Below are 21464 nucleotides of genomic sequence, written 5' to 3'. Positions count from 1 at the left end.
GATTTCCTTTCTCTTTTTACATAATACGATTTTAAAACTCCATTGAAACAGTTGTCTCTATAGAGTAGGAATTCCTGAAGAACAGCTTAGGTGACCTTCCTTATCGATGAGGATAGCTTCGATGCCCTTCAAACTTTCGACTTGCCAAAGGATAGAAGCAGGCCTTTCTCCAAAGAGTCGAGTTGTCCAGATTTCGCCATCGACTGATTTATCAGAGATAATTGTCAGACTAGCGAGTTCTGTTTCAACAGGATATCCTGTTTGACTGTCAAAAATGTGATGGTAATCTTTTCCATCAACAGTCAGGTGACGTTCATAAATGCCTGAAGTCACGACAGATTGATTGACAACAGGGATGGTCATTAAATGATTCCCCCTTGGATTGGCTGGGTCTTGAATCCCGATTTGCCAAGGTTTATCCCCTCTTGCCTGATTTTTTCCAATGGTCAGGATATTCCCCCCCAGATTGATCAAGGCAGAAGTCACACCCTCTTCTCTAAGAAATTGTGCAACCTTATCCGCACTATAACCCTTGGCTAAACAACCAAGATCGATCTTCATTCCTTTCTGTTTCAAGAACACAGTGGAAGCAGAAGAATCTAACTCGATATAGTAAGGATTGATTAAAGCTAGCACCGCTTCAATTTCTTGAGGTTGGGCCACTTTGGCATCTGAAAAACCGATGCGCCAAGTTTGAATCAAGGGACCAATACTGATGTTGAGATGGCTAGAGGGCGCTAGGCTATGCTCTAACCCAAGTGAAATCAGCTCAAACAGGTCTGGATGAACCGTGACGGGGGCTATTCCAGCTTGATGATTGATTTCCATCAACTCAGATTCCTGACTATTGGCATTGAAGCGGTATTCTAGCTCTCTGAGTAAATCAAAGGATTTTTGGAGCAAGATATCTGCTCGCTCATCCACTAATGAAATAGTGATAGTGGTTCCCATTAGGCGTTCAGAATGTGAACTAAGAGGCAAACTACCAACTCCTTTCTCTTGTGAAAAGAAGGCTGAAATATAGTAAATTTATGAAAAATGAACCCCTTACATTTTCTTTCCATGATACTAGCATACCATAAAGTCAGCGTTTTCACAAATAAAATTTGAAAACTTGTCAAGAAATATGCTCAAGAAATGAAGAAAAATTGCAAGAATCCGTGTTAAGATACAGATTATTTACATTTTTTTACAAAAAAATCGGGAAAATTAGCTAAACTCTTGTAAACGCTAACAGTAAATGGTATACTAGAAGGGTAAATTTAAAATTGAAGGTAGGAATTTTTTATGAGTAAAATCGTTGTAGTCGGTGCTAACCACGCTGGTACAGCATGTATCAATACCATGTTGGATAATTTTGGAAATGAGAACGAAATTGTTGTATTTGACCAAAACTCTAACATCTCTTTCCTAGGATGTGGAATGGCTCTTTGGATTGGGGAACAAATTGACGGTGCTGAAGGCTTGTTCTATTCTGATAAAGAAAAATTGGAAGCTAAAGGTGCTAAGGTTTATATGAATTCACCAGTTCTTTCAATCGACTATGATAACAAAGTAGTTACAGCGGAAGTTGAAGGAAAAGAGCACAAAGAATCATACGAAAAATTGATTTTCGCTACAGGTTCTACACCAATCTTGCCACCAATCGAAGGTGTTGAAATTGTTAAAGGAAACCGCGAATTTAAAGCAACTCTTGAAAACGTACAATTCGTGAAATTGTACCAAAATGCTGAAGAAGTTATCAATAAACTTGCTGATAAGAGCCAACACCTTGACCGTATCGCCGTTGTTGGTGGTGGTTACATCGGTGTTGAACTTGCTGAAGCCTTTGAACGTCTTGGAAAAGAAGTTGTCCTTGTTGATATCGTTGATACTGTCTTGAACGGTTACTATGACAAAGACTTCACACAAATGATGGCCAAGAACTTGGAAGACCACAACATCCGCTTGGCTCTTGGTCAAACTGTTAAAGCAATCGAAGGTGACGGTAAAGTTGAACGCTTGATTACTGATAAAGAAACTTTCGATGTGGACATGGTTATCCTTGCAGTTGGTTTCCGTCCAAACACAGCCCTTGCTGACGGTAAGATTGAACTCTTCCGTAACGGTGCCTTTCTTGTAGATAAGAAACAAGAAACTTCAATTCCAGGTGTATTTGCAGTTGGTGACTGTGCGACTGTCTATGATAATGCTCGTAAAGACACTAGCTACATTGCCCTTGCTTCAAATGCTGTTCGTACTGGTATCGTTGGTGCCTACAATGCTTGTGGTCATGAATTGGAAGGAATCGGTGTGCAAGGATCAAACGGTATCTCAATCTATGGTCTTCACATGGTTTCAACTGGTTTGACTCTTGAAAAAGCGAAAGCTGCAGGTTACAATGCGACTGAAACAGGCTTTAACGATCTTCAAAAACCAGAATTCATGAAACATGATAACCATGAAGTAGCAATTAAGATTGTCTTTGACAAAGATAGCCGTGAAATTCTTGGTGCGCAAATGGTTTCACATGATATTGCAATTAGCATGGGAATTCACATGTTCTCACTTGCTATCCAAGAGCATGTAACAATTGATAAATTGGCATTGACAGACCTATTCTTCTTGCCACACTTCAACAAACCGTACAACTACATCACAATGGCTGCCCTTACAGCTGAAAAATAAAAATGATGAACTATCTGGCCTTGATTAACGGTCAGATAGTTTTTTAGCTAGTCTGTACCCATACAATTACGTTTTTTTTATCTTGTACTTCATTTTAATCTAACTTAAAATGAAATGGTAGCTACCAATACAAATGATGAGGATAAAGAAATGACTGAAAATCGTTATGAACTAAATAAAAACTTGGCACAGATGCTCAAAGGTGGGGTTATCATGGATGTTCAGAATCCTGAACAGGCTCGTATTGCAGAGGCTGCTGGTGCGGCAGCGGTTATGGCCTTGGAGCGGATTCCGGCTGATATTCGTGCGGCTGGTGGGGTTTCCCGCATGAGTGATCCAAAGATGATTAAGGAAATTCAAGAAGCGGTTAGTATTCCAGTAATGGCCAAGGTCAGAATCGGGCATTTTGTTGAGGCTCAGATTTTAGAGGCTATTGAAATTGACTATATCGATGAGAGTGAAGTTCTATCGCCAGCTGACGACCGTTTTCATGTGGACAAGAAAGAATTCCAAGTTCCTTTTGTCTGTGGGGCTAAGGATTTGGGAGAAGCCTTGCGTCGTATCGCTGAAGGAGCTTCTATGATTCGTACCAAAGGAGAACCAGGGACAGGAGACATTGTTCAAGCTGTTCGTCATATGCGTATGATGAATCAGGAAATTCGCCGTATTCAAAACTTACGTGAGGACGAACTTTATGTTGCTGCCAAGGACTTGCAAGTCCCTGTAGAATTGGTTCAATATGTCCATGAGCATGGAAAATTGCCAGTTGTAAACTTTGCGGCTGGAGGTGTTGCAACGCCAGCAGATGCTGCGTTGATGATGCAATTAGGGGCAGAAGGTGTCTTTGTCGGTTCAGGTATTTTCAAATCAGGAGATCCTGTTAAACGAGCGAGTGCTATTGTTAAGGCTGTGACTAACTTCCGTAATCCTCAAATCTTGGCTCAAATCTCTGAAGATTTAGGAGAAGCCATGGTTGGTATCAATGAAAATGAGATCCAAATCCTCATGGCTGAGCGAGGAAAATAGATGAAAATTGGAATATTGGCCTTGCAAGGGGCTTTTGCAGAACATGCAAAAGTGCTAGATCAATTAGGTGTCGAGAGTGTTGAAATCAGAAATTTAGAGGATTTTCAGCAAAATCAGAGTGACTTGTCGGGTTTGATATTACCTGGTGGGGAATCTACAACCATGGGCAAGCTCTTACGAGACCAGGACATGCTGATTCCCATTCAAGAAGCCATTCTATCTGGTTTACCAGCCTTTGGGACCTGTGCGGGTTTAATTTTGCTGGCTAAGGAAATCGCTTCTCAAGAAGAAAGTCATCTAGGAACTATGGATATGGTGGTCGAGCGCAATGCCTATGGGCGCCAACTAGGAAGTTTCTATACGGAAGCAGAATGTAAGGGAGTTGGTAGTATTCCAATGACCTTTATCCGTGGTCCAATTATCAGCAGTGTTGGAGAGGGTGTAGAAATTCTAGCAATAGTTGACGATCAAATCGTTGCAGCCCAAGAAAAAAATATGCTGGTAACTTCGTTTCATCCAGAATTGACTGATGATGTTCGCTTGCACCAGTACTTTATAAATATGTGTAAAGAAAAAAGTTGAGATTGAATTTCTCAACTTTTTTACATGTAATAAACAATGGCGATGTATTGGAGGGCAGATGCTGCTAGGATAAAGAGATGCCAAATCATGTGGAAATAAGCTTTTTTCTTGGCGTAAAATCCAGCTCCAACTGTATAACAGAGTCCGCCAGTTACCATGAGACTCCAGAAAATTGGCGTTGTTTGACTGATAATGGCAGGAATGATAGCTAGAACCAACCAGCCCATAATCAGGTAAAGAGCAAGGCTAAATTTCTCATTGACTTTTTTAGCAAAGATTTTATAGAGAATACCAAAGATGGTCGTTCCCCATTGAATAGCAATAATCAGATAGCCAAACCAGTTATTCATTAAGGTTAATACGACGGGTGTGTAAGAGCCAGCAATGGCAACGTAAATCATAGAATGGTCGATGATTCGCAAGACATATTTGTGGGTCGAACCATAGGCCATAGAGTGGTAAATGGTGGATGAGAGGAACATGAGAAAGAGACTAATAACGAAAATGGAAACTCCAATAGAGGATAAAAATCCGTGTGTCTCATAACTATAGGTGGATGAAATAGGGAGTAAGATGAGCATTGTGACTGCCCCCACAGCATGGGTCACACTATTGGCAATCTCCTCTCCAAAACTAAGTTGTTTGCTGAGTTTAAGACTAGTGTTCATTGGATTACCTCCTCTTGAGTATGATGGATTAAGGCTAGGGTTTGATGATAGAGTTTAACGGTTTGGCAGCTGGTTTGGATGATAGGGTTAGCTGGGTCAATTCCTTGGTTCATGTAGTTCACAAAAGCATCGTAGAGTTGCTCTGAACTGGCTTGACTTTGTAGAGTATTCAGTGTCTGGGCGATTTCTTGAATCGAAAATACAGATTTGAGGGTTGTGATAGCAATCAGACGGGCAATCTGTTGGCGTTGGTATTTTTTCTTATCAGGCTTTGTAAGATAACCATGTTTGACATAATTGTTGACCATGGATGCTGTTAGACCCTTATCTTTATCTGGAGAGATAGGGGCGCAGACCTGATTGACATAGAGTAAAACCTGGTCCAGATAGAGGTCAATGTTTGGAATTTCTGCCCATTTGGGGTAGGAAAAAGTAGTTTTCATTTCCAACTCCTTTTTATCTAGTTTTGATAACTAGATTATAAAATAATAAAAACAGAAAGTCAAGCTTTAACTGCTTGTAGAAAGACTTAAATTATGCTATGATGGGAGAAACTAGTCAGAAATGAGGAGAAAAGATGGAGATTCGTTTAGCTTTTCCAAATGAAGTAGATGCCATCATGCAAGTGATGGAGAATGCTAAAAAATGTTTAGCAGATGCTGGTAGTGACCAGTGGCAAAATGGTTATCCAAATGCGGACATTATTATCGATGATATTATCTCAGGTCAAGCCTATGTAGCCTTGGAAGAGGGAGAACTGCTAGCTTATGCAGCTGTGACCAAGAGTCCAGAGGCAGCCTATGAAGCCATTTATGAAGGCAACTGGCAAGCTGGGGAGTCAGAGTACCTAGTCTTTCACCGTATTGCTGTGGCAGCAGATGTCCAGGGACAGGGGGTGGCTCAAACCTTCTTAGAGGGCTTGATTGAAGGTTTTGACTATCTAGATTTTCGCTCAGATACGCATGTTGCAAACAAGGCTATGCAACATATTTTTGAAAAGCTTGGATTTAAACAGGTCGGAAAAGTTCCAGTTGATGGCGAACGCTTGGCCTATCAAAAATTGAAGAAATAATGCAAAAGAAGTACGCAAAAATGCTCTACTCTTCACCAATTGGCTCCCTTTCTCTTGTAGCTGATGATTATCATTTGTATGGCATTTGGGTGCAGGAGCAGAAGCATTTTGAGAGGGGACTAGGAGATGAGACGATAGAAGCAGTTGTTAGTCATCCCATTTTAGACCCAGTTATTACTTGCTTAGATGCTTACTTTAAAGGAAAGTCTCAGGATTTATCCAACTTGCCCTTGGCTCCAATCGGAACAGATTTTGAAAAGAGAGTTTGGTCCTATTTACAGGAAATTCCTTATGGTCAGACAGTGACCTATGGACAAATAGCCCAAGACCTGCAAGTGGCTTCTGCTCAAGCAATTGGTGGAGCAGTGGGGCGCAATCCTTGGTCTATCCTAGTACCTTGTCATCGTGTGCTAGGTGCAGGCAAGCGTCTGACAGGGTATGCTGCAGGATTGGAAAAGAAAGCTTGGCTCTTGGAGCATGAAGGCGCAGATTTTAGAGATATAAAATAGAAAGTGAAAGACATGTTAGAATTTATCGAATACCCAAAATGTTCAACTTGTAAAAAAGCAAAACAAGAATTAAACCAACTCGGTGTGGACTATAAAGCCGTCCATATCGTCGAAGAAACACCTAGTCAAGAAGTCATTTTAAACTGGCTAGAGACCTCGGGTTTCGAGTTGAAGCAATTTTTCAACACCAGTGGAATCAAATACCGTGAATTAGGGCTGAAAGATAAGGTAGGAAGTCTGTCAAACCAAGAAGCAGCTGAGTTGCTAGCAAGCGACGGTATGTTGTTAAAACGCCCCATTTTAGTAGAAAATGGAACTGTTAAGCAAATCGGTTATCGAAAACCTTATGAAGAATTGGGATTGAAATAGTTTTTACTTATCTCTTTGATAGATAAAATATATAACCTCCCTGTTTCAAAGTATGATAAACTAGTAGGTAGACAAAGTCTGTACCTGACCGTAGCAAATAATTTCATTGACGGCAGAAGTATGGTAGAATGAATCATTATCAGGAGAGGATGTTTTTATGAATGTTACAACGATTTTAGCATCAGATTGGTACCAAAACTTGATGCAATTGATTCCGGATGGCAAGCTTTTTAGCCTACGTTCGGTCTTTGATGGAATCCCGAGAATTGTCCAACAACTTCCAACAACGATTATGTTGACAATTGGTGGTGCCTTTTTTGGCTTGGTTTTGGCACTTCTTTTTGCCATTGTGAAAATCAATCGTGTCAAGATTTTATATCCCTTGCAGGCCTTCTTTGTTAGTTTCTTAAAAGGGACACCGATTTTAGTGCAACTCATGTTGACCTACTACGGAATTCCTTTGGCTTTGAAAGCTCTCAATCAGCAATGGGGTACTGGTCTCAATATCAATGCCATTCCAGCCGCTGCTTTTGCGATTGTCGCCTTTGCCTTTAATGAGGCAGCTTATGCTAGTGAAACCATTCGTGCAGCCATTCTCTCAGTCAATCCTGGTGAGATTGAGGCGGCACGTAGTTTGGGTATGACTCGAGCACAAGTTTATCGTCGCGTGATTATTCCAAATGCAGCAGTTGTGGCGACTCCAACTTTAATCAATTCCCTAATCGGCTTGACCAAGGGAACTTCCCTAGCCTTTAGTGCGGGTGTTGTGGAAGTCTTTGCCCAAGCTCAGATTTTGGGTGGTGCCGATTATCGTTACTTTGAACGCTTCATCTCCGTTGCCCTTGTTTATTGGGTAGTCAATATCGGAATTGAAAGCCTCGGTCGTTTCATCGAGAGAAAAATGGCTATTTCTGCACCAGATATAGTGCAGACAGATGTGAAAGGAGACCTTCGTTAATGATTAAGATTTTGAATTTAAGTAAATCCTTTTCAGGACAGACTGTCTTGGATCATCTGGACTTGGATATTCAAAAAGGGGAAGTTGTAGCCTTGATTGGTTCTTCAGGAGCTGGAAAATCAACCTTTCTTCGCAGTCTCAATTATCTTGAAACACCTGACAGTGGCTCGATTCAGATTGATGATTTCTCAGTTGATTTTTCTAAAATCACTCAAGAAGAAATCCTTGCCCTTCGTCGTAAGCTGTCTATGGTTTTCCAACAGTTTAATTTGTTTGAACGCCGCACGGCACTTGATAATGTGAAAGAAGGCTTGGTTGTTGTCAAGAAATTGTCTGATCAAGAAGCGACTAAGATTGCCAAGGAAGAGTTGGCTAAGGTTGGGCTTTCGGACCGTGAAAACCATTACCCTCGTCATTTATCAGGTGGACAAAAGCAACGGGTAGCCTTGGCGCGTGCTCTTGCTATGAAACCAGATGTCTTGCTCTTAGACGAACCAACTTCAGCCCTTGACCCAGAATTGGTTGGTGAAGTAGAAAAGTCGATTGCAGATGCTGCTAAGTCAGGTCAGACTATGATTTTGGTCAGTCATGACATGTCCTTTGTAGCCCAAGTGGCGGATAAGATTCTCTTCCTAGATAAGGGGAAAATCATCGAGTCTGGCACTCCGGATGAGATTATCCACCATCCTAAAGAAGAGCGGACAAAAGAATTCTTCGCTAGTTACAAACGGACTTATATTTGATATAATAGATAAAGAAAAACTCAGTTAGCTGGACTAGCTGAGTTTACTCTTTAAAAAAGATAGAAATGAGAGAAAGCATGCTACTGCAACTATTTTCTTTATATTTCGAGAGTTTGATCTTGACCACCATCCTCGTCCTGATTTTTTTAGGGATTTGGATTGGACTAAGAGCCATGTCGGGAGTTGATAAGACAGCTAAGGCTCGCCAAGCCCATCTCTATGATATGATTATGATTGGGGTCTTGGTTGTTCCAGTATTATCCTTTGCGGTTATGAGTTTAATTCTTGTTTTCAAGGCATAATCCTTGCATGATTGACAAGAAAGAGTTAGAATAAAGATAGTTACAACAAGAAAGAAGGAAACTATATGTACGATACTATTATTATCGGTGCTGGACCTGCAGGTATGACTGCAGCCTTGTATGCTGCTCGAAGCAATCTGAAAGTTGCTCTCATTGAAGGTGGTCTGCCAGGTGGTCAGATGAATAATACATCGGATATCGAAAATTATCCAGGATACGCTAATATTAGTGGACCAGAATTGGCAGAAAAGATGTTTGAACCGCTTGAAAATCTTGGTGTTGAGCACATTTATGGCTATGTTGAAAGTGTCCAAGACCATGGTGATTTTAAAACAGTGCTGACCGATGACCAAACATATGAAACACGTACAGTTATCGTAGCAACTGGTTCTAAACACCGTCCTTTGGGAGTACCTGGAGAAGAAGAACTGAACAGTCGTGGTGTTTCTTACTGTGCTGTGTGTGATGGTGCTTTCTTCCGTGACCAAGATTTGTTGGTAGTCGGTGGTGGAGATTCAGCTGTTGAAGAAGCCCTCTTCTTGACTCGTTTTGCTAAGACTGTTACCATTGTTCACCGTCGTGACCAGCTTCGTGCACAAAAAGTGTTACAAGACCGCGCCTTTGCGAATGAGAAAATCAGCTTTATCTGGGATTCTGTAGTGAAGGAAATCAAGGGTGAAAACCGAGTAGAATCTGTCGTATTTGAAAATGTGAAAACAGGTCAAGTGACAGAACAAGCCTTCGGTGGCGTCTTTATCTATGTTGGCTTGGACCCTCTTAGCGATTTTGTTAAAGAATTGAATATTCAAGACCAAGCAGGATGGATTGTGACAGATAATCACATGAAAGCTGCAGTTGACGGTATCTTTGCAGTTGGAGATGTTCGCCAGAAAGACCTTCGCCAAGTAACAACAGCAGTTGGAGATGGAGCTATCGCTGGTCAAGAAGCCTACAAATTTATTACGGAACATAGTTAATCATAAAAAAGTTTCCAATCAGATGACTGGAAACTTTTTTATAGTCTATTTCGAAAAACTTCGTACATGAGAATTGCCGCAGCAACACTGGCATTAAGGCTTTGAACATGTCCATTCATCGGAATGGTAATCATTTCATCGACCTGTTTTTTGATGTTGCTAGAGATACCTTTTCCTTCATTTCCAATGATGAGGGCGATTTTCCCTTTTGTATTCCACTTATGGCAAGGAGTACCGTTCATATCCGTTCCAAAGGTCCAGAAACCTTCATCCTTAAGTTTATCTAAGGTTTGACTGAGGTTGGTTACTCGGGCAATTGGAACGTGCTCAATAGCACCTGTGGCTGTTTTGGCAACGACAGGAGTAACACCGACAGCACGGTGCTTGGGAATGATGACACCTGAAACATTGGTCGCATCAGCTGTTCGCAAGATTGAACCCAGATTATGGGGATCAGTAAGACCATCCAGAATCAATAGAAGTGGATTTTCTTCTTGGCGTGTTTTGGCAAGGATGTTATCCAGCTCGCTATAGGCAAATTCAGACACTCGTAGAACAAAACCTTGGTGAACAGCACCTTCAGTCATCTCAGAGAGGGATTTTTTTGAAGTCCAAGAAATGGACACCTTCTTTTCTGTAGCCAGTTCTTTGACTTTCTCAACATTCTTACCTCGGAGATCTTCTTGGAGGTAAAGTTTGTTTCCTGTGTTTGCAAGGAGGGCTTCGGTAACGGCGTGGACGCCATAGACAATATCATTTGTTTTCATGCCTCTATTATAACACAAAACCCCGTCTTGCAACGGGATTTTCTTTATTCAAGAATCAGTAAACCATCTTTAACTGCAAATGGGTCTTTTTCATTGATACGGTCGTAAAACATGATTCCGTTGATGTGGTCAATTTCATGCTGAACAACGATGGAATTATATCCTTTAAGTTTGATGCGGTGTTTTTCTCCATCTTTGTCAAAGTAGTCAACAGTGACGCGAGCATGGCGCACCACATAGCCAGGCACGTTGCGGTCAACAGAGAGGCAACCTTCTCCTTCGCCAAGAGCAGCGTCTTGAACAGAGTGAGAGACGATTTTTGGATTGTACATAATGGCTTGAAGGTCGTAGGCTTCCTCTGGAGTTTCTCCTTCTTCAACAATATTAGGCACCAAAACAGCGATAATGCGTTTTGAGATATCTAATTGAGGAGCAGCAAGTCCAACCCCACCGCGTAGCCCCATCTTTTCAGCCATGACAGGATCTTGGGAATGTTTGAGGAATTGCATCATCTTTTCGCCTAGGATAATTTCCTGATCAGATAGGGGGAAAGTAACTTCCTCAGCAACTGCGCGTAGAGTAGGATTCCCTTCGCGAATAATATCTTTCATATCAATTAAGTGAGCAGCTTTTGTAATACGTTCTATAGCAGACATTTTCTCTCCTTTCATTACCTCTACATGATAACACAAAATGACAAGGATTGAAAGTATTACAGCCTTTAGGATTTATAGAAAATAGATAGGATGTTCAATTCATACTCAATGAAAATCAAAGAGCAAACTAGGAAGCTAGCCGCAGGTTGCTCAAAGCACTGCTTTGAGGTTGTAGATAGAACTGACGAAGTCAGCTCAAAACACTGTTTTGAGGTTGTGGATAGAACTGACGAAGTCAGTTACATATATACGGTAAGGCGACGCTGACGTGGTTTGAATTTGATTTTCGAAGAGTATCAATTGTGAAAGAATTACTTATCTGTGATATAATAAAAAGAAAAGGCTTGCATTAGAAAGTAGGGAGAATGAAGATGCAAAGAAGACAAGATAGACATAAACGTGGACCAGTTTTTCGTTTTATGAGGGGGTTTGTAAACTTTTTTAGGAGTTATCGCAAGTGGAGTAATAAGGGATTTGTGGCGATACTCTTGCTAGCAGTTGCTTTATCAATGGGATTGGTCTTGCTGTTTGAAAGTTTCCAAGGAATTCCTTTGATCAGTCAAAAAAAGGATGCCATTTCTAAAGAAGCAAATAAGACCAATCAAAATGCTAAAGATCAGGAAGAGGAAAAAACTGCTAGAATTATGGCTCATGGAGATTTACTTTACCATGATATTATCTATATGTCAGCTAAAAAGGAAGATGGCAGTTATGATTTTCATGAGAATTTTGAGTATGTTAAACCTTGGCTCAAACAGGCTGATTTGGCAATAGGTGATTTTGAAGGAACTATTAATAAAGATCATTATTTAGCGGGGTATCCTTTATTTAATGCTCCTGGTCAAGTAATGGATGCTATTAAAGATGCTGGGTATCATGTTTTAGATCTAGCTCATAATCACATTTTGGATTCGCAAATTGAAGGAGTTATTTCAACGGCAGATGCAATTGAAAAGGCAGGAATGACACCTATTGGAGTTTATACGCACGAGTCACGTGATCAAGCTCCACTCGTTATCAAGGAAGTGAACGGTATCAAGGTTGCACTTTTGGCTTATTCTTATGGATTTAATGGAATTGAGCAAAGTATTTCTCAAGAAGATTATAACCGCTATCTTTCAGACCTAAACGAAGATAAGATGAAGGCTGAAATTGAACGTGCAGAGAAGGAAGCGGATATTACTGTTATCATGCCTCAGATGGGTGTTGAGTATCGCATAGAACCGACTGAAGAGCAAAAGGCTTTGTACCACAAGATGATTGATTGGGGAGCAGATATTATCTTTGGAGGCCATCCACACGTAGTTGAACCATCTGAGATTGTTGAAAAAGATGGAGACAAGAAACTCATTATCTATTCAATGGGGAACTTCATTTCTAACCAACGTATTGAAACAATGACTGGTGTAGACAATGCTAAGTGGACAGAGCGTGGTGTTCTTATGGATGTAACTGTCAAGAAAAACAGTGGAAAAACAACTATTGAAACAGCTAAAGCTCATCCTACTTGGGTCAATAGAACACCAAAGGGAACTTTTTCACCAGAAGGATATCCCCTATATCATTATCAAACCTATATCTTAGAAGATTTTATCGAGGGTGGCAGTCATCGTGATCAGTTAGATGAAGCGACTAAGGAACGAATTGATGCAGCCTATAAAGAAATGAACGAACATGTAGGATTGAAGTGGGATTAGCTTGAATTCAGAGGAAAGTAAATGACGATTAAAGTAATTGCGACAGATATGGATGGGACCTTGCTGGATGCTAGAGGCCAGCTTGATCTCCCACGCTTGGAAAAGATTTTAGATCAGTTGGATCAAAGGGGCGTTCGTTTTGTCATCGCTACGGGCAATGAAATTCACCGTATGAGGCAACTACTGGAGCACTTGGTGGATCGAGTGGTTCTGGTGGTTGCCAACGGTGCTCGTATTTTTGAAAACAATGAACTGATTCAGGCTCAGACTTGGGATGATGTCATTGTCGATAAGGCCTTGGCTTATTTCGAGGGTCGATCGTGTCAGGATCAGTTTGTTGTAACGGGGATGAAGGGTGGTTTCGTCAAAGAAGGTACGATTTTTACAGACCTTGAAAGTTTTATGACTCCAGAAATGATTGAAAAATTCTACCAACGGATGCAATTTGTGGATGAATTAACCTCTGACCTCTTTGGTGGTGTTCTCAAGATGAGTATGGTTGTTGGTGAGGAACGTTTGAGTTCGGTTTTGGAAGAAATCAATGACCTCTTTGATGGCCGCGTTCGGGCTGTATCGAGTGGCTATGGTTGCATTGATATCCTTCAAGCTGGAATTCATAAAGCATGGGGCTTGGAAGAATTACTCAAGCGCTGGGACTTGAATCCCCAACAAATCATGGCTTTTGGTGACAGTGAAAATGATGTTGAAATGCTTGATATGGCTGGAATTGCTTATGCGATGGAAAATGCTGATGATAAAGCCAAAGCTGTGGCGACTGCTCTAGCGCCAGCCAATAGCCAAGGAGGAGTTTACCAAGTCTTGGAAAACTGGTTAGAAAAAGGAGAATGAAGTGGCAGTACAGTTATTAGAAAATTGGCTCCTAAAGGAACAGGGTAAAATCCAAACCAAGTATCGTCACTTAAATCAGGTTTCTGTTGTAGAACCAGACATTCTTTTTATTGGGGATTCCATTGTCGAATATTTTCCTCTGCAGGAACTATTTGGGACTTCGAAGACGATTGTCAATCGAGGCATTCGAGGTTATCAGACAGGGCTGTTACTAGAGAATCTAGATGCGCATCTTTACGGTGGGGCGGTAGATAAAATTGTCCTTTTGATTGGGACAAATGATATCGGAAAAGATGTGCCTGTGAATGAGGCTCTCAATAACCTCGAAGCTATCATACAATCCATTGCTCGCGATTATCCATTGACTGAGATTAAACTGCTTTCTATTTTGCCAGTCAATGAGGGAGAGGAGTATAAGCAGACAGTCTATATCCGCACGAATGGAAAAATTCAGAAATGGAATCAAGCCTATCAAGAGCTTACTTCTGCCTATATGCAGGTAGAATTTGTGCCAGTTTTTGATAGTTTGACAGACCAAGCAGGCCAACTCAAAAAAGAATATACAACTGATGGACTGCACCTTAGTGTTACTGGTTATCAGGTTTTGACAAAAGCCTTGAAAGACTATCTTGTGTAGTTAGTTGATTTCCTTTTTGCATTTTTGAGTTAGATGAGGTATAATGGTTCTATTGTCTTTTGGGGTCGTTACGGATTCGACAGGCATTATGAGGCATATTTTGCGACTCGTGTGGCGACGTAAACGCTCAGTTAAATATAACTGCAAAAAATAACACTTCTTACGCTCTAGCTGCCTAAAAACCAGCAGGCGTGACCCGATTTGGATTGCTCGTGTTCAATGACAGGTCTTATTATTAGCGAGATACGATCAAGTCTTGTCTAGCGGCTTGATAAGAGATTGATAGACTCGCGGTTTCTAGGCTTGAGTTATGTGTCGAGGGACTGTTAAACGAATACATAACCTATGGTTGTAGACAAATATGTTAGCAGATGTTTGGACGTGGGTTCGACTCCCACCGGCTCCATTGATAATTTACATTGTTTTGTAAATCTTTCTAAAACGTTGTTTTTACAACGTTTTTTATTTTATTCTTTGGTATTCTTTTGCAAAAAAAGAATACAACATTTTGTTGTATCCTAAATATTAAATCAAGTCCTGAATTTTCTTAAGTTTTTATCATATTTTCTGTTATAATTAAGGTGCCTTAAGAAAAATAATGAAAAAACTAAATGTTTTTCATATAGTTTTCATTTTTGTGTTATAATTAAGGTGCCTTAAGAAAAATATTAAGGTGCCTTAAGAAAAATAATGAAAAAACTAAATGTTTTTCATATAGTTTTCATTGTTTTAATAGTTTAAAGTCAATCTTATTTTTCTCTAATAGAAAATAATGAAAAAGTAGGTTTAGAAAGAGGTAAGTATCTATGTCTTCTCATAAAAAAGTGTCACTCTCTGAGATTAATCAATCTATCGATACTCCAAATAACAATCATTTCTGGCAAAATTTAAATGCCTTTTTAGGTCCGGGTGCTCTTGTCGCAGTTGGTTATATGGATCCAGGAAACTGGATTACCAGTGTAGTCGGTGGTGCTTCCTATAAGTATAGTCTCTTGTTTGTTATCTTGATTTCATCTCTCATTGCCATGCAACTTCAGCAGATGGCAGGAAAGCTTGGTATTGTAACCCAGATGGACCTGGCTCAAGCAACGGCTCATCATTCACCTAAATGGCTTCGTTATAGTCTATGGGTGATTTTAGAATTAGCCTTGATGGCGACAGATCTGGCAGAAGTTCTAGGTTCAGCGATTGCTCTCAATCTTCTCTTTAAGATTCCGATTATGATAGCAATTCTCTTGACCGTGTTGGATGTTTTTCTCTTATTGCTTCTGATGAAATTTGGCTTTAAGAAGATTGAAGCTATTGTGACAACACTGATTTTAACCATTCTAGCAATTTTTACCTATCTGGTAGCTTTGTCACATCCAAGCTTCCAAGGAATCGTTGAGGGTTATCTACCGAATGCAACCTTATTTGAAAGTCCCTTGCCAGGGCATGAAAGTCAATTAACCTTGGCACTAGGGATCGTGGGAGCAACGGTTATGCCCCATAACCTCTATTTGCATTCTTCCTTGTCACAAACTCGGAAAATCAATCACAAGGACAAGAATGATGTTCGAAAAGCCGTGCGCTTTATGACCTGGGATTCAAATCTCCAATTATCCTTGGCCTTTGTGGTTAACTCCCTTCTATTAATTCTCGGGGCGGCTCTCTTTTTCGGCCATGCATCTGAGATTTCTGCCTTCTCTCAAATGTATAATGCCTTGCAGGATTCTACTATTGCAGGAGCTATAGCTAGCTCGACCTTATCAACCTTGTTTGCCTTGGCTTTATTAGCCAGTGGTCAAAATTCGACAATTACGGGTACCTTGACTGGACAAATCGTTATGGAAGGTTTCTTGCATATGAGATTACCTCAATGGTTCATTCGTTTGGCAACTCGTCTCTTTGCCTTGTTGCCTGTCATGATTGTAGCGGTTCTGTTTGGTCATCAGGAAAAAACATTAGATCAGTTATTGGTTTATTCACAAGTCTTTCTTTCGATTGCTCTTCCATTTTCAATCTTCCCACTGATTTATCTAACTTCTAAGAAATCACTGATGGGAGAATTTACCAATGCCAAATGGAATACCATCCTTGGCTATATCGTTTCCATTATCTTAACAATTCTCAATGTGAAATTGTTATTTGATATTTTCTAAGAAATTCACCCGAGTTATAAAACAAGCATATAAGAAAAAAGATACCCAAGATTTCTTGGGTATCTTTTTTAAAATAAACGGAAGACATGGGATTCGAACCCACGCACGCTGTTACACGCCTACCGCGTTTCCAACACGGCCTCTTAAGCCTCTTGAGTAATCTTCCAATACTTACTCAAATAGTCTACCATAAAGGCTCTTATCTTGCAATAAAAATTTTGGAAATAAGAAAAATGATAGATTTTGAAAGAAAATGACAAAAAGCGCTTGACTTTGAAAGAAAGTGTGATAGAATGAATAGTGTAAACGATAACAGGAGGTGATTCGGTGTTAAAAACAGAGCGGAAGCAACTGATTTTAGAGGAGTTAAATCAACATAATGTAGTTTCTCTAGAAAAATTAGTTAGTTTGCTAGAGACCTCAGAATCAACGGTTCGAAGAGACTTGGATGAATTGGAAGCAGAAAACAAGCTTCGTCGCGTGCATGGTGGAGCAGAATTACCCCATTCCTTGCAGGAAGAAGAAACCATTCAAGAAAAATCTGTCAAAAACCTTCAAGAGAAGAAGTTGTTGGCTCAGAAAGCAGCCTCTCTCATTAAGGAACAAGATGTCATCTTTATCGATGCTGGAACAACAACTGCTTTTTTGATTCATGAATTGGTTAATAAGAATATTACTGTTGTGACAAATTCGATTCACCATGCCGCTCAGTTGGTTGAAAAGCAGATTCCAACTGTCATGGTTGGAGGAAGTGTCAAGATGGCGACAGATGCTAGTATCGGGGGCGTTGCTCTTAACCAGATTAACCAATTGCACTTTGACCGTGCCTTTATCGGGATGAATGGTGTGGACGATGGTTATTATACGACTCCTGATATGGAAGAGGGAGCTGTGAAGCGTGCTATTTTAGAAAATGCCAAACAGACCTATGTCTTGGTGGATTCGTCTAAAATTGGACAAACTTGCTTTGCCAAGGTAGCACCACTCAAACGAGCTATTGTTATCACAAGTCAAGGGCATGAGCTCTTGCAGGCTATTAAGGAGAAAACGGAGGTAATAGAAGTATGATTTATACAGTCACACTCAATCCATCCATTGACTATATCGTTCGTTTGGATCAAGTTCAAGTCGGTAGTGTCAATCGAATGGACAGTGATGATAAGTTTGCTGGTGGGAAAGGAATCAATGTCAGTCGTGTCTTGAAACGCTTGGGTATTCCAAATACAGCGACTGGATTTATCGGAGGTTTTACTGGTGAATTTATCACAGATACTCTGGCAGAGGAAGAAATCGAGACACGTTTTGTCCAAGTGGCAGAAGATACTCGTATCAATGTTAAAATCAAAGCAGACCAAGAGACAGAAATCAACGGGACTGGTCCAAATGTTGAACCAGCTCAGCTAGAAGAATTGAAAGCTATTTTATCTAGTTTGACTGCAGAAGATACAGTTGTCTTTGCTGGTTCAAGTGCTAAGAATCTAGGCAATGTCATCTACAAGGATTTGATTGCCTTGACACGCAAGACTGGTGCGCAAGTCGTTTGTGATTTTGAAGGCCAGACCTTGATTGATAGTTTGGACCACCAGCCACTTTTGGTCAAACCAAACAATCATGAACTTGGAGCGATCTTTGGGGTTAAACTTGACAGTTTGGACCAAATTGAGAAATATGCTCGAGAGTTACTGGTTAAGGGTGCTCAAAACGTCATTATCTCTATGGCTGGTGATGGTGCCCTTCTTGTCACATCTGAGGGAGCTTATTTCGCTAAACCAATCAAAGGAACAGTCAAAAATTCTGTCGGAGCTGGCGATTCTATGGTCGCTGGATTTACAGGTGAATTTGTCAAATCAAAAGACGCAGTAGAAGCCTTCAAATGGGGAGTAGCTTGCGGAACGGCAACCACCTTCTCGGATGACTTGGCAACGGCAGAATTTATTAAAGAAACATATGAAAAAGTTGAGGTAGAAAAAAGATGAAAATTCAAGACCTATTGAGAAAAGATGTCATGTTGCTGGATTTGCAAGCAACTGAAAAAACTGCTGTCATCGAAGAGATGATTAAAAGCCTAACAGAACATGGTTATGTGACAGATTTTGAAATCTTTAAAGAAGGCATTTTGGCTCGTGAAGCCTTGACTTCTACTGGTTTAGGAGATGGTATCGCAATGCCTCATAGCAAAAACACTGCTGTAAAGGAAGCAACTGTTCTATTTGCAAAATCAAACAAGGGTGTTGACTACGAAAGTTTAGATGGGCAAGCAACTGACCTCTTCTTTATGATTGCAGCTCCAGAAGGTGCTAACGACACTCACTTAGCAGCCTTGGCAGAATTGTCTCAATACTTGATGAAAGACGGATTTGCTGACAAACTCCGTCAAGCAACATCAGCTGACCAAGTTATTGAACTTTTTGACCAAGCTTCCGAAAAAACTGAGAAGCCAGTTCAAGCACCTACCAATGACTCTGGTGACTTTATCGTTGCTGTTACAGCTTGTACAACAGGTATTGCCCACACTTACATGGCCCAAGAAGCCCTTCAAAAAGTGGCTGCTGAAATGGGTGTTGGTATCAAGGTCGAAACCAACGGTGCTAGCGGTGTTGGAAATCAACTAACTGCAGAAGATATCCGCAAGGCTAAAGCTGTTATCATTGCAGCAGACAAGGCGGTTGATATGGATCGTTTCGATGGTAAACCATTGATCAATCGTCCGGTTGCTGACGGTATCCGTAAGACAGAAGAGTTGATCAACTTGGCTCTTTCAGGAGAAGCGGAAGTCTACCGTGCTGCTAATGGAGCCAAAGCCGCAACAGCCTCTAACGAAAAACAAAGCCTTGGTGGTGCCTTCTACAAACACTTGATGAGTGGCGTATCCCAAATGTTGCCATTTGTTATCGGCGGTGGTATCATGATTGCCCTTGCCTTCTTGATTGATGGTGCTTTGGGTGTTCCAAATGAAAACCTTGGTAATCTTGGTTCCTACCATGAGCTAGCTTCTATGTTCATGAAAATTGGTGGTGCAGCCTTTGGCTTGATGCTCCCAGTCTTTGCAGGTTATGTTGCCTACTCTATCGCTGAAAAACCAGGTTTGGTAGCAGGTTTCGTGGCTGGTGCCATTGCCAAAGAAGGTTTTGCCTTTGGTAAAATTCCTTATGCTGCAGGTGGTGAAGCAACTTCAACTCTTGCAGGTGTCTCATCTGGTTTCCTAGGTGCCCTTGTTGGTGGATTTATCGCAGGTGCTTTGGTTCTTGCTATCAAGAAATACGTTAAAGTTCCTCGTTCACTTGAAGGTGCTAAATCAATTCTTCTCTTGCCACTTCTTGGAACAATCTTGACAGGATTTGTCATGCTAGCTGTGAACATCCCAATGGCAGCAATCAACACTGCTATGAATGACTTCCTAGGCGGTCTTGGAGGAGGTTCAGCTGTCCTTCTTGGTATCGTTCTTGGAGGAATGATGGCTGTCGATATGGGTGGACCTGTTAATAAAGCGGCCTATGTCTTTGGTACAGGTACGCTTGCAGCAACTGTTTCTTCAGGTGGTTCTGTGGCTATGGCAGCAGTTATGGCTGGAGGAATGGTTCCACCACTTGCCATCTTTGTCGCAACTCTTCTTTTCAAAGATAAATTTACTAAGGAAGAACGAAACTCTGGTTTGACAAACATCATCATGGGCTTGTCATTCATCACTGAGGGAGCGATTCCATTTGGTGCCGCTGACCCAGCTCGTGCGATTCCAAGCTTCATCCTTGGTTCTGCAGTAGCAGGTGGCCTTGTTGGTCTTACTGGTATCAAACTCATGGCGCCACACGGAGGAATCTTCGTGATTGCCCTTACTTCAAATGCCTTCCTTTACCTCGTTTCTGTCTTGGTCGGAGCAATCGTAAGTGGTGTGGTCTATGGTTACCTACGCAAACCACAAGCATAAAAAATAGAAAAATGAAAAGATTGGACCGTTTGGTGCAGTCTTTTTTAAAGAATTTGACAAACAAGTTTTTGAATGATATTCTAAAATAAAACTCATAGAAATGAAAAAACATAATGAGAGTGTTTTAAATGAATATAATTGAATTTATTCTGGATTTGGATTGGAAGAAGATAGTAGAATCAATTTTATCAGCTCTATTAGCTTCTGGAATAATCGGTGGTTTTGGTTACTTAGTAACGAAAAAAATTACAAGAGATTTTCGTATTGCAAAAGAAATGAAATCGTATGGATTTAAAGGTGTAGTGGCAAAGAAAAAGCATTCGACTAGAGAGATTAAAAAGTTATGTAAAAATACTAAAAGATTGGATTTACTTTTTATATCAGGCATTGATTTTTTTCGGAAAATAGAACTGTATTAGAGAATGCTATGAATAATGGAATGAAAATTCGTTTTTTGTGTTCTCAGATCTATACCAATTTTTTATCAGATTTAGAGAAACTTGAGGATAAAGAAGGGTTGCGAAAGTCTGACACAAATATTAGTATCGAAATTGAGGATGTGACTAAAAAATATAGTAAATATATAGAAAGTAGACAAATGGAAATTCGCTATTATTCAACACAATATCGTTTGCCGTTTATGTTGGTTTATAAAAAAAAGAAAAATATGAAGATGACAAAGGCTTTTTTAAGAGTTACTCTGCCTCCATATAATTGGGAGACCAATTTTGTGTTGATAGGTGAACGTAAAACTACTAAAAAAGATGACTTTTTTAAAACTAATAATGATGAAATAGATTTCATTTCTATGATGGAAAAACATTTCGATTGTGTTTGGGAAGTTGCGGATAGGGAAATAGATAGAAAACAAGAAATAAAAAATACAAATTTCGAAGTGAAATCTTAAAAATCTAAACTT

The 21464-nt window shown here is 40.3% G+C and carries 25 protein-coding genes, 1 tRNA gene and 1 other RNA gene; 21 read left to right on the top strand and 6 right to left on the bottom strand.

Annotated elements, in window-relative coordinates; all coding sequences use genetic code 11:
- Positions 1 to 57 precede the first annotated feature (57 nt).
- Positions 58 to 981 carry an FAD:protein FMN transferase gene (locus HT732_RS00340; RefSeq protein ID WP_173253599.1) on the bottom strand — a complete coding sequence of 308 codons (924 nt, stop codon included), beginning with the start codon at positions 979 to 981 and terminating at the stop codon, positions 58 to 60.
- A gap of 306 nt (positions 982 to 1287) precedes the next feature.
- On the opposite strand from HT732_RS00340, the gene HT732_RS00335 reads away from it, so the two are divergent.
- The 3 genes from HT732_RS00335 (at position 1288) to pdxT (ending at position 4275) form a co-directional block, all read left to right on the top strand.
- A complete protein-coding gene (locus HT732_RS00335) occupies positions 1288 to 2667 on the top strand; it encodes an FAD-dependent oxidoreductase (RefSeq protein WP_000036780.1) in 1380 nt (459 codons plus the stop codon).
- 150 nt (positions 2668 to 2817) lie between these two features.
- Complete coding sequence (gene pdxS, locus HT732_RS00330; protein WP_000138517.1) at positions 2818 to 3693, top strand: pyridoxal 5'-phosphate synthase lyase subunit PdxS; 876 nt, start codon at positions 2818 to 2820, stop codon at positions 3691 to 3693.
- Positions 3694 to 4275: a pyridoxal 5'-phosphate synthase glutaminase subunit PdxT gene (pdxT, locus tag HT732_RS00325; RefSeq protein ID WP_173253598.1), complete on the top strand. Its 582-nt coding sequence runs from the start codon at positions 3694 to 3696 to the stop codon at positions 4273 to 4275. It abuts the gene before it with no gap.
- A 20-nt stretch (positions 4276 to 4295) separates the two neighbouring features.
- Here pdxT and HT732_RS00320 read toward each other — a convergent pair whose 3' ends face one another.
- Entirely contained in the window at positions 4296 to 4943 is a 648-nt protein-coding gene (locus HT732_RS00320) for a hemolysin III family protein (RefSeq protein ID WP_173253597.1), read from the bottom strand.
- A complete protein-coding gene (locus HT732_RS00315) occupies positions 4940 to 5386 on the bottom strand; it encodes a DUF1836 domain-containing protein (RefSeq protein ID WP_000858721.1) in 447 nt (148 codons plus the stop codon). Before HT732_RS00315 ends, HT732_RS00320 begins: the two co-directional genes overlap by 4 nt.
- Positions 5387 to 5520: 134 nt before the next feature.
- On the opposite strand from HT732_RS00315, the gene HT732_RS00310 reads away from it, so the two are divergent.
- The 7 genes from HT732_RS00310 to trxB all read left to right on the top strand — a co-directional run bounded on the left by HT732_RS00310 (position 5521) and on the right by trxB (position 9873).
- The gene (locus tag HT732_RS00310) at positions 5521 to 6015 is read left to right on the top strand and encodes a GNAT family N-acetyltransferase (RefSeq protein ID WP_173253596.1); all 495 of its coding nucleotides are present in this window, start codon (positions 5521 to 5523) and stop codon (positions 6013 to 6015) included.
- Positions 6015 to 6524, top strand: a complete 510-nt coding sequence (locus tag HT732_RS00305) for a methylated-DNA--[protein]-cysteine S-methyltransferase (protein WP_173253595.1) — start codon at positions 6015 to 6017, stop codon at positions 6522 to 6524. Before HT732_RS00310 ends, HT732_RS00305 begins: the two co-directional genes overlap by 1 nt.
- Positions 6525 to 6536: 12 nt before the next feature.
- Positions 6537 to 6893, top strand: a complete 357-nt coding sequence (locus HT732_RS00300; protein ID WP_000889092.1) for an arsenate reductase family protein — start codon at positions 6537 to 6539, stop codon at positions 6891 to 6893.
- A gap of 157 nt (positions 6894 to 7050) precedes the next feature.
- Complete coding sequence (locus tag HT732_RS00295) at positions 7051 to 7851, top strand: amino acid ABC transporter permease (protein WP_057487647.1); 801 nt, start codon at positions 7051 to 7053, stop codon at positions 7849 to 7851.
- Entirely contained in the window at positions 7851 to 8594 is a 744-nt protein-coding gene (locus tag HT732_RS00290; protein ID WP_173253594.1) for an amino acid ABC transporter ATP-binding protein, read from the top strand. Before HT732_RS00295 ends, HT732_RS00290 begins: the two co-directional genes overlap by 1 nt.
- Before the next feature lie 77 nt (positions 8595 to 8671).
- Positions 8672 to 8896 carry a DUF4059 family protein gene (locus HT732_RS00285; protein WP_000926599.1) on the top strand — a complete coding sequence of 75 codons (225 nt, stop codon included), beginning with the start codon at positions 8672 to 8674 and terminating at the stop codon, positions 8894 to 8896.
- Between the two features lie 65 nt (positions 8897 to 8961).
- Positions 8962 to 9873 carry a thioredoxin-disulfide reductase gene (gene trxB / locus HT732_RS00280; RefSeq protein ID WP_173253593.1) on the top strand — a complete coding sequence of 304 codons (912 nt, stop codon included), beginning with the start codon at positions 8962 to 8964 and terminating at the stop codon, positions 9871 to 9873.
- 38 nt (positions 9874 to 9911) lie between these two features.
- Here trxB and rlmB read toward each other — a convergent pair whose 3' ends face one another.
- Positions 9912 to 10640: a 23S rRNA (guanosine(2251)-2'-O)-methyltransferase RlmB gene (gene rlmB, locus HT732_RS00275; RefSeq protein ID WP_023944296.1), complete on the bottom strand. Its 729-nt coding sequence runs from the start codon at positions 10638 to 10640 to the stop codon at positions 9912 to 9914.
- A 44-nt stretch (positions 10641 to 10684) separates the two neighbouring features.
- The gene (def, locus tag HT732_RS00270; protein ID WP_001272936.1) at positions 10685 to 11296 is read right to left on the bottom strand and encodes a peptide deformylase; all 612 of its coding nucleotides are present in this window, start codon (positions 11294 to 11296) and stop codon (positions 10685 to 10687) included.
- 108 nt (positions 11297 to 11404) lie between these two features.
- On the opposite strand from def, the gene HT732_RS10195 reads away from it, so the two are divergent.
- The 6 genes from HT732_RS10195 (at position 11405) to HT732_RS00240 (ending at position 16620) form a co-directional block, all read left to right on the top strand.
- Positions 11405 to 11563 carry a hypothetical protein gene (locus HT732_RS10195; protein WP_240155817.1) on the top strand — a complete coding sequence of 53 codons (159 nt, stop codon included), beginning with the start codon at positions 11405 to 11407 and terminating at the stop codon, positions 11561 to 11563.
- Positions 11564 to 11667: 104 nt separating this feature from the next.
- The gene (locus HT732_RS00260; protein ID WP_173253592.1) at positions 11668 to 12993 is read left to right on the top strand and encodes a CapA family protein; all 1326 of its coding nucleotides are present in this window, start codon (positions 11668 to 11670) and stop codon (positions 12991 to 12993) included.
- A gap of 21 nt (positions 12994 to 13014) precedes the next feature.
- Complete coding sequence (locus HT732_RS00255; protein WP_070842723.1) at positions 13015 to 13842, top strand: HAD family hydrolase; 828 nt, start codon at positions 13015 to 13017, stop codon at positions 13840 to 13842.
- Between the two features lies 1 nt (position 13843).
- On the top strand, positions 13844 to 14479 hold the full coding sequence (locus HT732_RS00250; RefSeq protein WP_173253591.1) for a GDSL-type esterase/lipase family protein: 636 nt from the start codon (positions 13844 to 13846) through the stop codon (positions 14477 to 14479).
- Between the two features lie 61 nt (positions 14480 to 14540).
- Positions 14541 to 14888: a transfer-messenger RNA gene (gene ssrA, locus HT732_RS00245) on the top strand.
- A 397-nt stretch (positions 14889 to 15285) separates the two neighbouring features.
- Positions 15286 to 16620, top strand: a complete 1335-nt coding sequence (locus HT732_RS00240; RefSeq protein ID WP_000094601.1) for an Nramp family divalent metal transporter — start codon at positions 15286 to 15288, stop codon at positions 16618 to 16620.
- Between the two features lie 78 nt (positions 16621 to 16698).
- Here the strand turns inward: HT732_RS00240 and HT732_RS00235 are convergent.
- Positions 16699 to 16786 (bottom strand) — tRNA-Ser (locus tag HT732_RS00235).
- A gap of 161 nt (positions 16787 to 16947) precedes the next feature.
- Here HT732_RS00235 and HT732_RS00230 point away from each other — a divergent pair.
- The 5 genes from HT732_RS00230 to HT732_RS10185 all read left to right on the top strand — a co-directional run bounded on the left by HT732_RS00230 (position 16948) and on the right by HT732_RS10185 (position 21452).
- Positions 16948 to 17688, top strand: coding sequence for a DeoR/GlpR family DNA-binding transcription regulator (locus HT732_RS00230; protein WP_000920674.1), 741 nt, complete (start codon positions 16948 to 16950; stop codon positions 17686 to 17688).
- A complete protein-coding gene (gene pfkB, locus HT732_RS00225; RefSeq protein WP_173253590.1) occupies positions 17685 to 18596 on the top strand; it encodes a 1-phosphofructokinase in 912 nt (303 codons plus the stop codon). The genes HT732_RS00230 and pfkB overlap by 4 nt, the downstream gene beginning before the upstream one ends.
- Entirely contained in the window at positions 18593 to 20545 is a 1953-nt protein-coding gene (locus HT732_RS00220; protein WP_173253589.1) for a fructose-specific PTS transporter subunit EIIC, read from the top strand. Before pfkB ends, HT732_RS00220 begins: the two co-directional genes overlap by 4 nt.
- Positions 20546 to 20673: 128 nt before the next feature.
- Positions 20674 to 20964 (top strand): hypothetical protein, encoded by a 291-nt coding sequence (locus HT732_RS10190; RefSeq protein WP_240149600.1) that lies wholly within the window; start codon positions 20674 to 20676, stop codon positions 20962 to 20964.
- Positions 20965 to 20984: 20 nt separating this feature from the next.
- Positions 20985 to 21452, top strand: a complete 468-nt coding sequence (locus HT732_RS10185) for a hypothetical protein (protein WP_240155816.1) — start codon at positions 20985 to 20987, stop codon at positions 21450 to 21452.
- The last annotated feature ends 12 nt before the right edge of the window (positions 21453 to 21464 follow it).

It is taken from the genome of Streptococcus sp. 5346 (assembly GCF_013277455.1).
In the GTDB taxonomy this organism is placed as follows: domain Bacteria; phylum Bacillota; class Bacilli; order Lactobacillales; family Streptococcaceae; genus Streptococcus.
The sequence above is the reverse complement of the archived record's forward strand: the minus strand, read 5'-3'. Positions and strand labels throughout refer to the sequence as shown.

Coding starts and splice junctions, on each gene's coding strand:
- HT732_RS10185 (WP_240155816.1), top strand. CDS start 20,985: ATGAAAATTCGTTTTTTGTGTTCTCAGATCTATACCAATTTTTTATCA.
- HT732_RS00255 (WP_070842723.1), top strand. CDS start 13,015: ATGACGATTAAAGTAATTGCGACAGATATGGATGGGACCTTGCTGGAT.
- HT732_RS10195 (WP_240155817.1), top strand. CDS start 11,405: ATGAAAATCAAAGAGCAAACTAGGAAGCTAGCCGCAGGTTGCTCAAAG.
- rlmB (WP_023944296.1), bottom strand. CDS start 10,640: ATGAAAACAAATGATATTGTCTATGGCGTCCACGCCGTTACCGAAGCC.
- pfkB (WP_173253590.1), top strand. CDS start 17,685: ATGATTTATACAGTCACACTCAATCCATCCATTGACTATATCGTTCGT.
- HT732_RS00335 (WP_000036780.1), top strand. CDS start 1,288: ATGAGTAAAATCGTTGTAGTCGGTGCTAACCACGCTGGTACAGCATGT.
- HT732_RS00285 (WP_000926599.1), top strand. CDS start 8,672: ATGCTACTGCAACTATTTTCTTTATATTTCGAGAGTTTGATCTTGACC.
- HT732_RS00315 (WP_000858721.1), bottom strand. CDS start 5,386: ATGAAAACTACTTTTTCCTACCCCAAATGGGCAGAAATTCCAAACATT.
- trxB (WP_173253593.1), top strand. CDS start 8,962: ATGTACGATACTATTATTATCGGTGCTGGACCTGCAGGTATGACTGCA.
- HT732_RS00310 (WP_173253596.1), top strand. CDS start 5,521: ATGGAGATTCGTTTAGCTTTTCCAAATGAAGTAGATGCCATCATGCAA.
- HT732_RS10190 (WP_240149600.1), top strand. CDS start 20,674: ATGAATATAATTGAATTTATTCTGGATTTGGATTGGAAGAAGATAGTA.
- HT732_RS00290 (WP_173253594.1), top strand. CDS start 7,851: ATGATTAAGATTTTGAATTTAAGTAAATCCTTTTCAGGACAGACTGTC.
- def (WP_001272936.1), bottom strand. CDS start 11,296: ATGTCTGCTATAGAACGTATTACAAAAGCTGCTCACTTAATTGATATG.
- HT732_RS00300 (WP_000889092.1), top strand. CDS start 6,537: ATGTTAGAATTTATCGAATACCCAAAATGTTCAACTTGTAAAAAAGCA.
- HT732_RS00320 (WP_173253597.1), bottom strand. CDS start 4,943: ATGAACACTAGTCTTAAACTCAGCAAACAACTTAGTTTTGGAGAGGAG.
- HT732_RS00305 (WP_173253595.1), top strand. CDS start 6,015: ATGCAAAAGAAGTACGCAAAAATGCTCTACTCTTCACCAATTGGCTCC.
- HT732_RS00260 (WP_173253592.1), top strand. CDS start 11,668: ATGCAAAGAAGACAAGATAGACATAAACGTGGACCAGTTTTTCGTTTT.
- HT732_RS00220 (WP_173253589.1), top strand. CDS start 18,593: ATGAAAATTCAAGACCTATTGAGAAAAGATGTCATGTTGCTGGATTTG.
- HT732_RS00295 (WP_057487647.1), top strand. CDS start 7,051: ATGAATGTTACAACGATTTTAGCATCAGATTGGTACCAAAACTTGATG.
- HT732_RS00240 (WP_000094601.1), top strand. CDS start 15,286: ATGTCTTCTCATAAAAAAGTGTCACTCTCTGAGATTAATCAATCTATC.
- pdxS (WP_000138517.1), top strand. CDS start 2,818: ATGACTGAAAATCGTTATGAACTAAATAAAAACTTGGCACAGATGCTC.
- pdxT (WP_173253598.1), top strand. CDS start 3,694: ATGAAAATTGGAATATTGGCCTTGCAAGGGGCTTTTGCAGAACATGCA.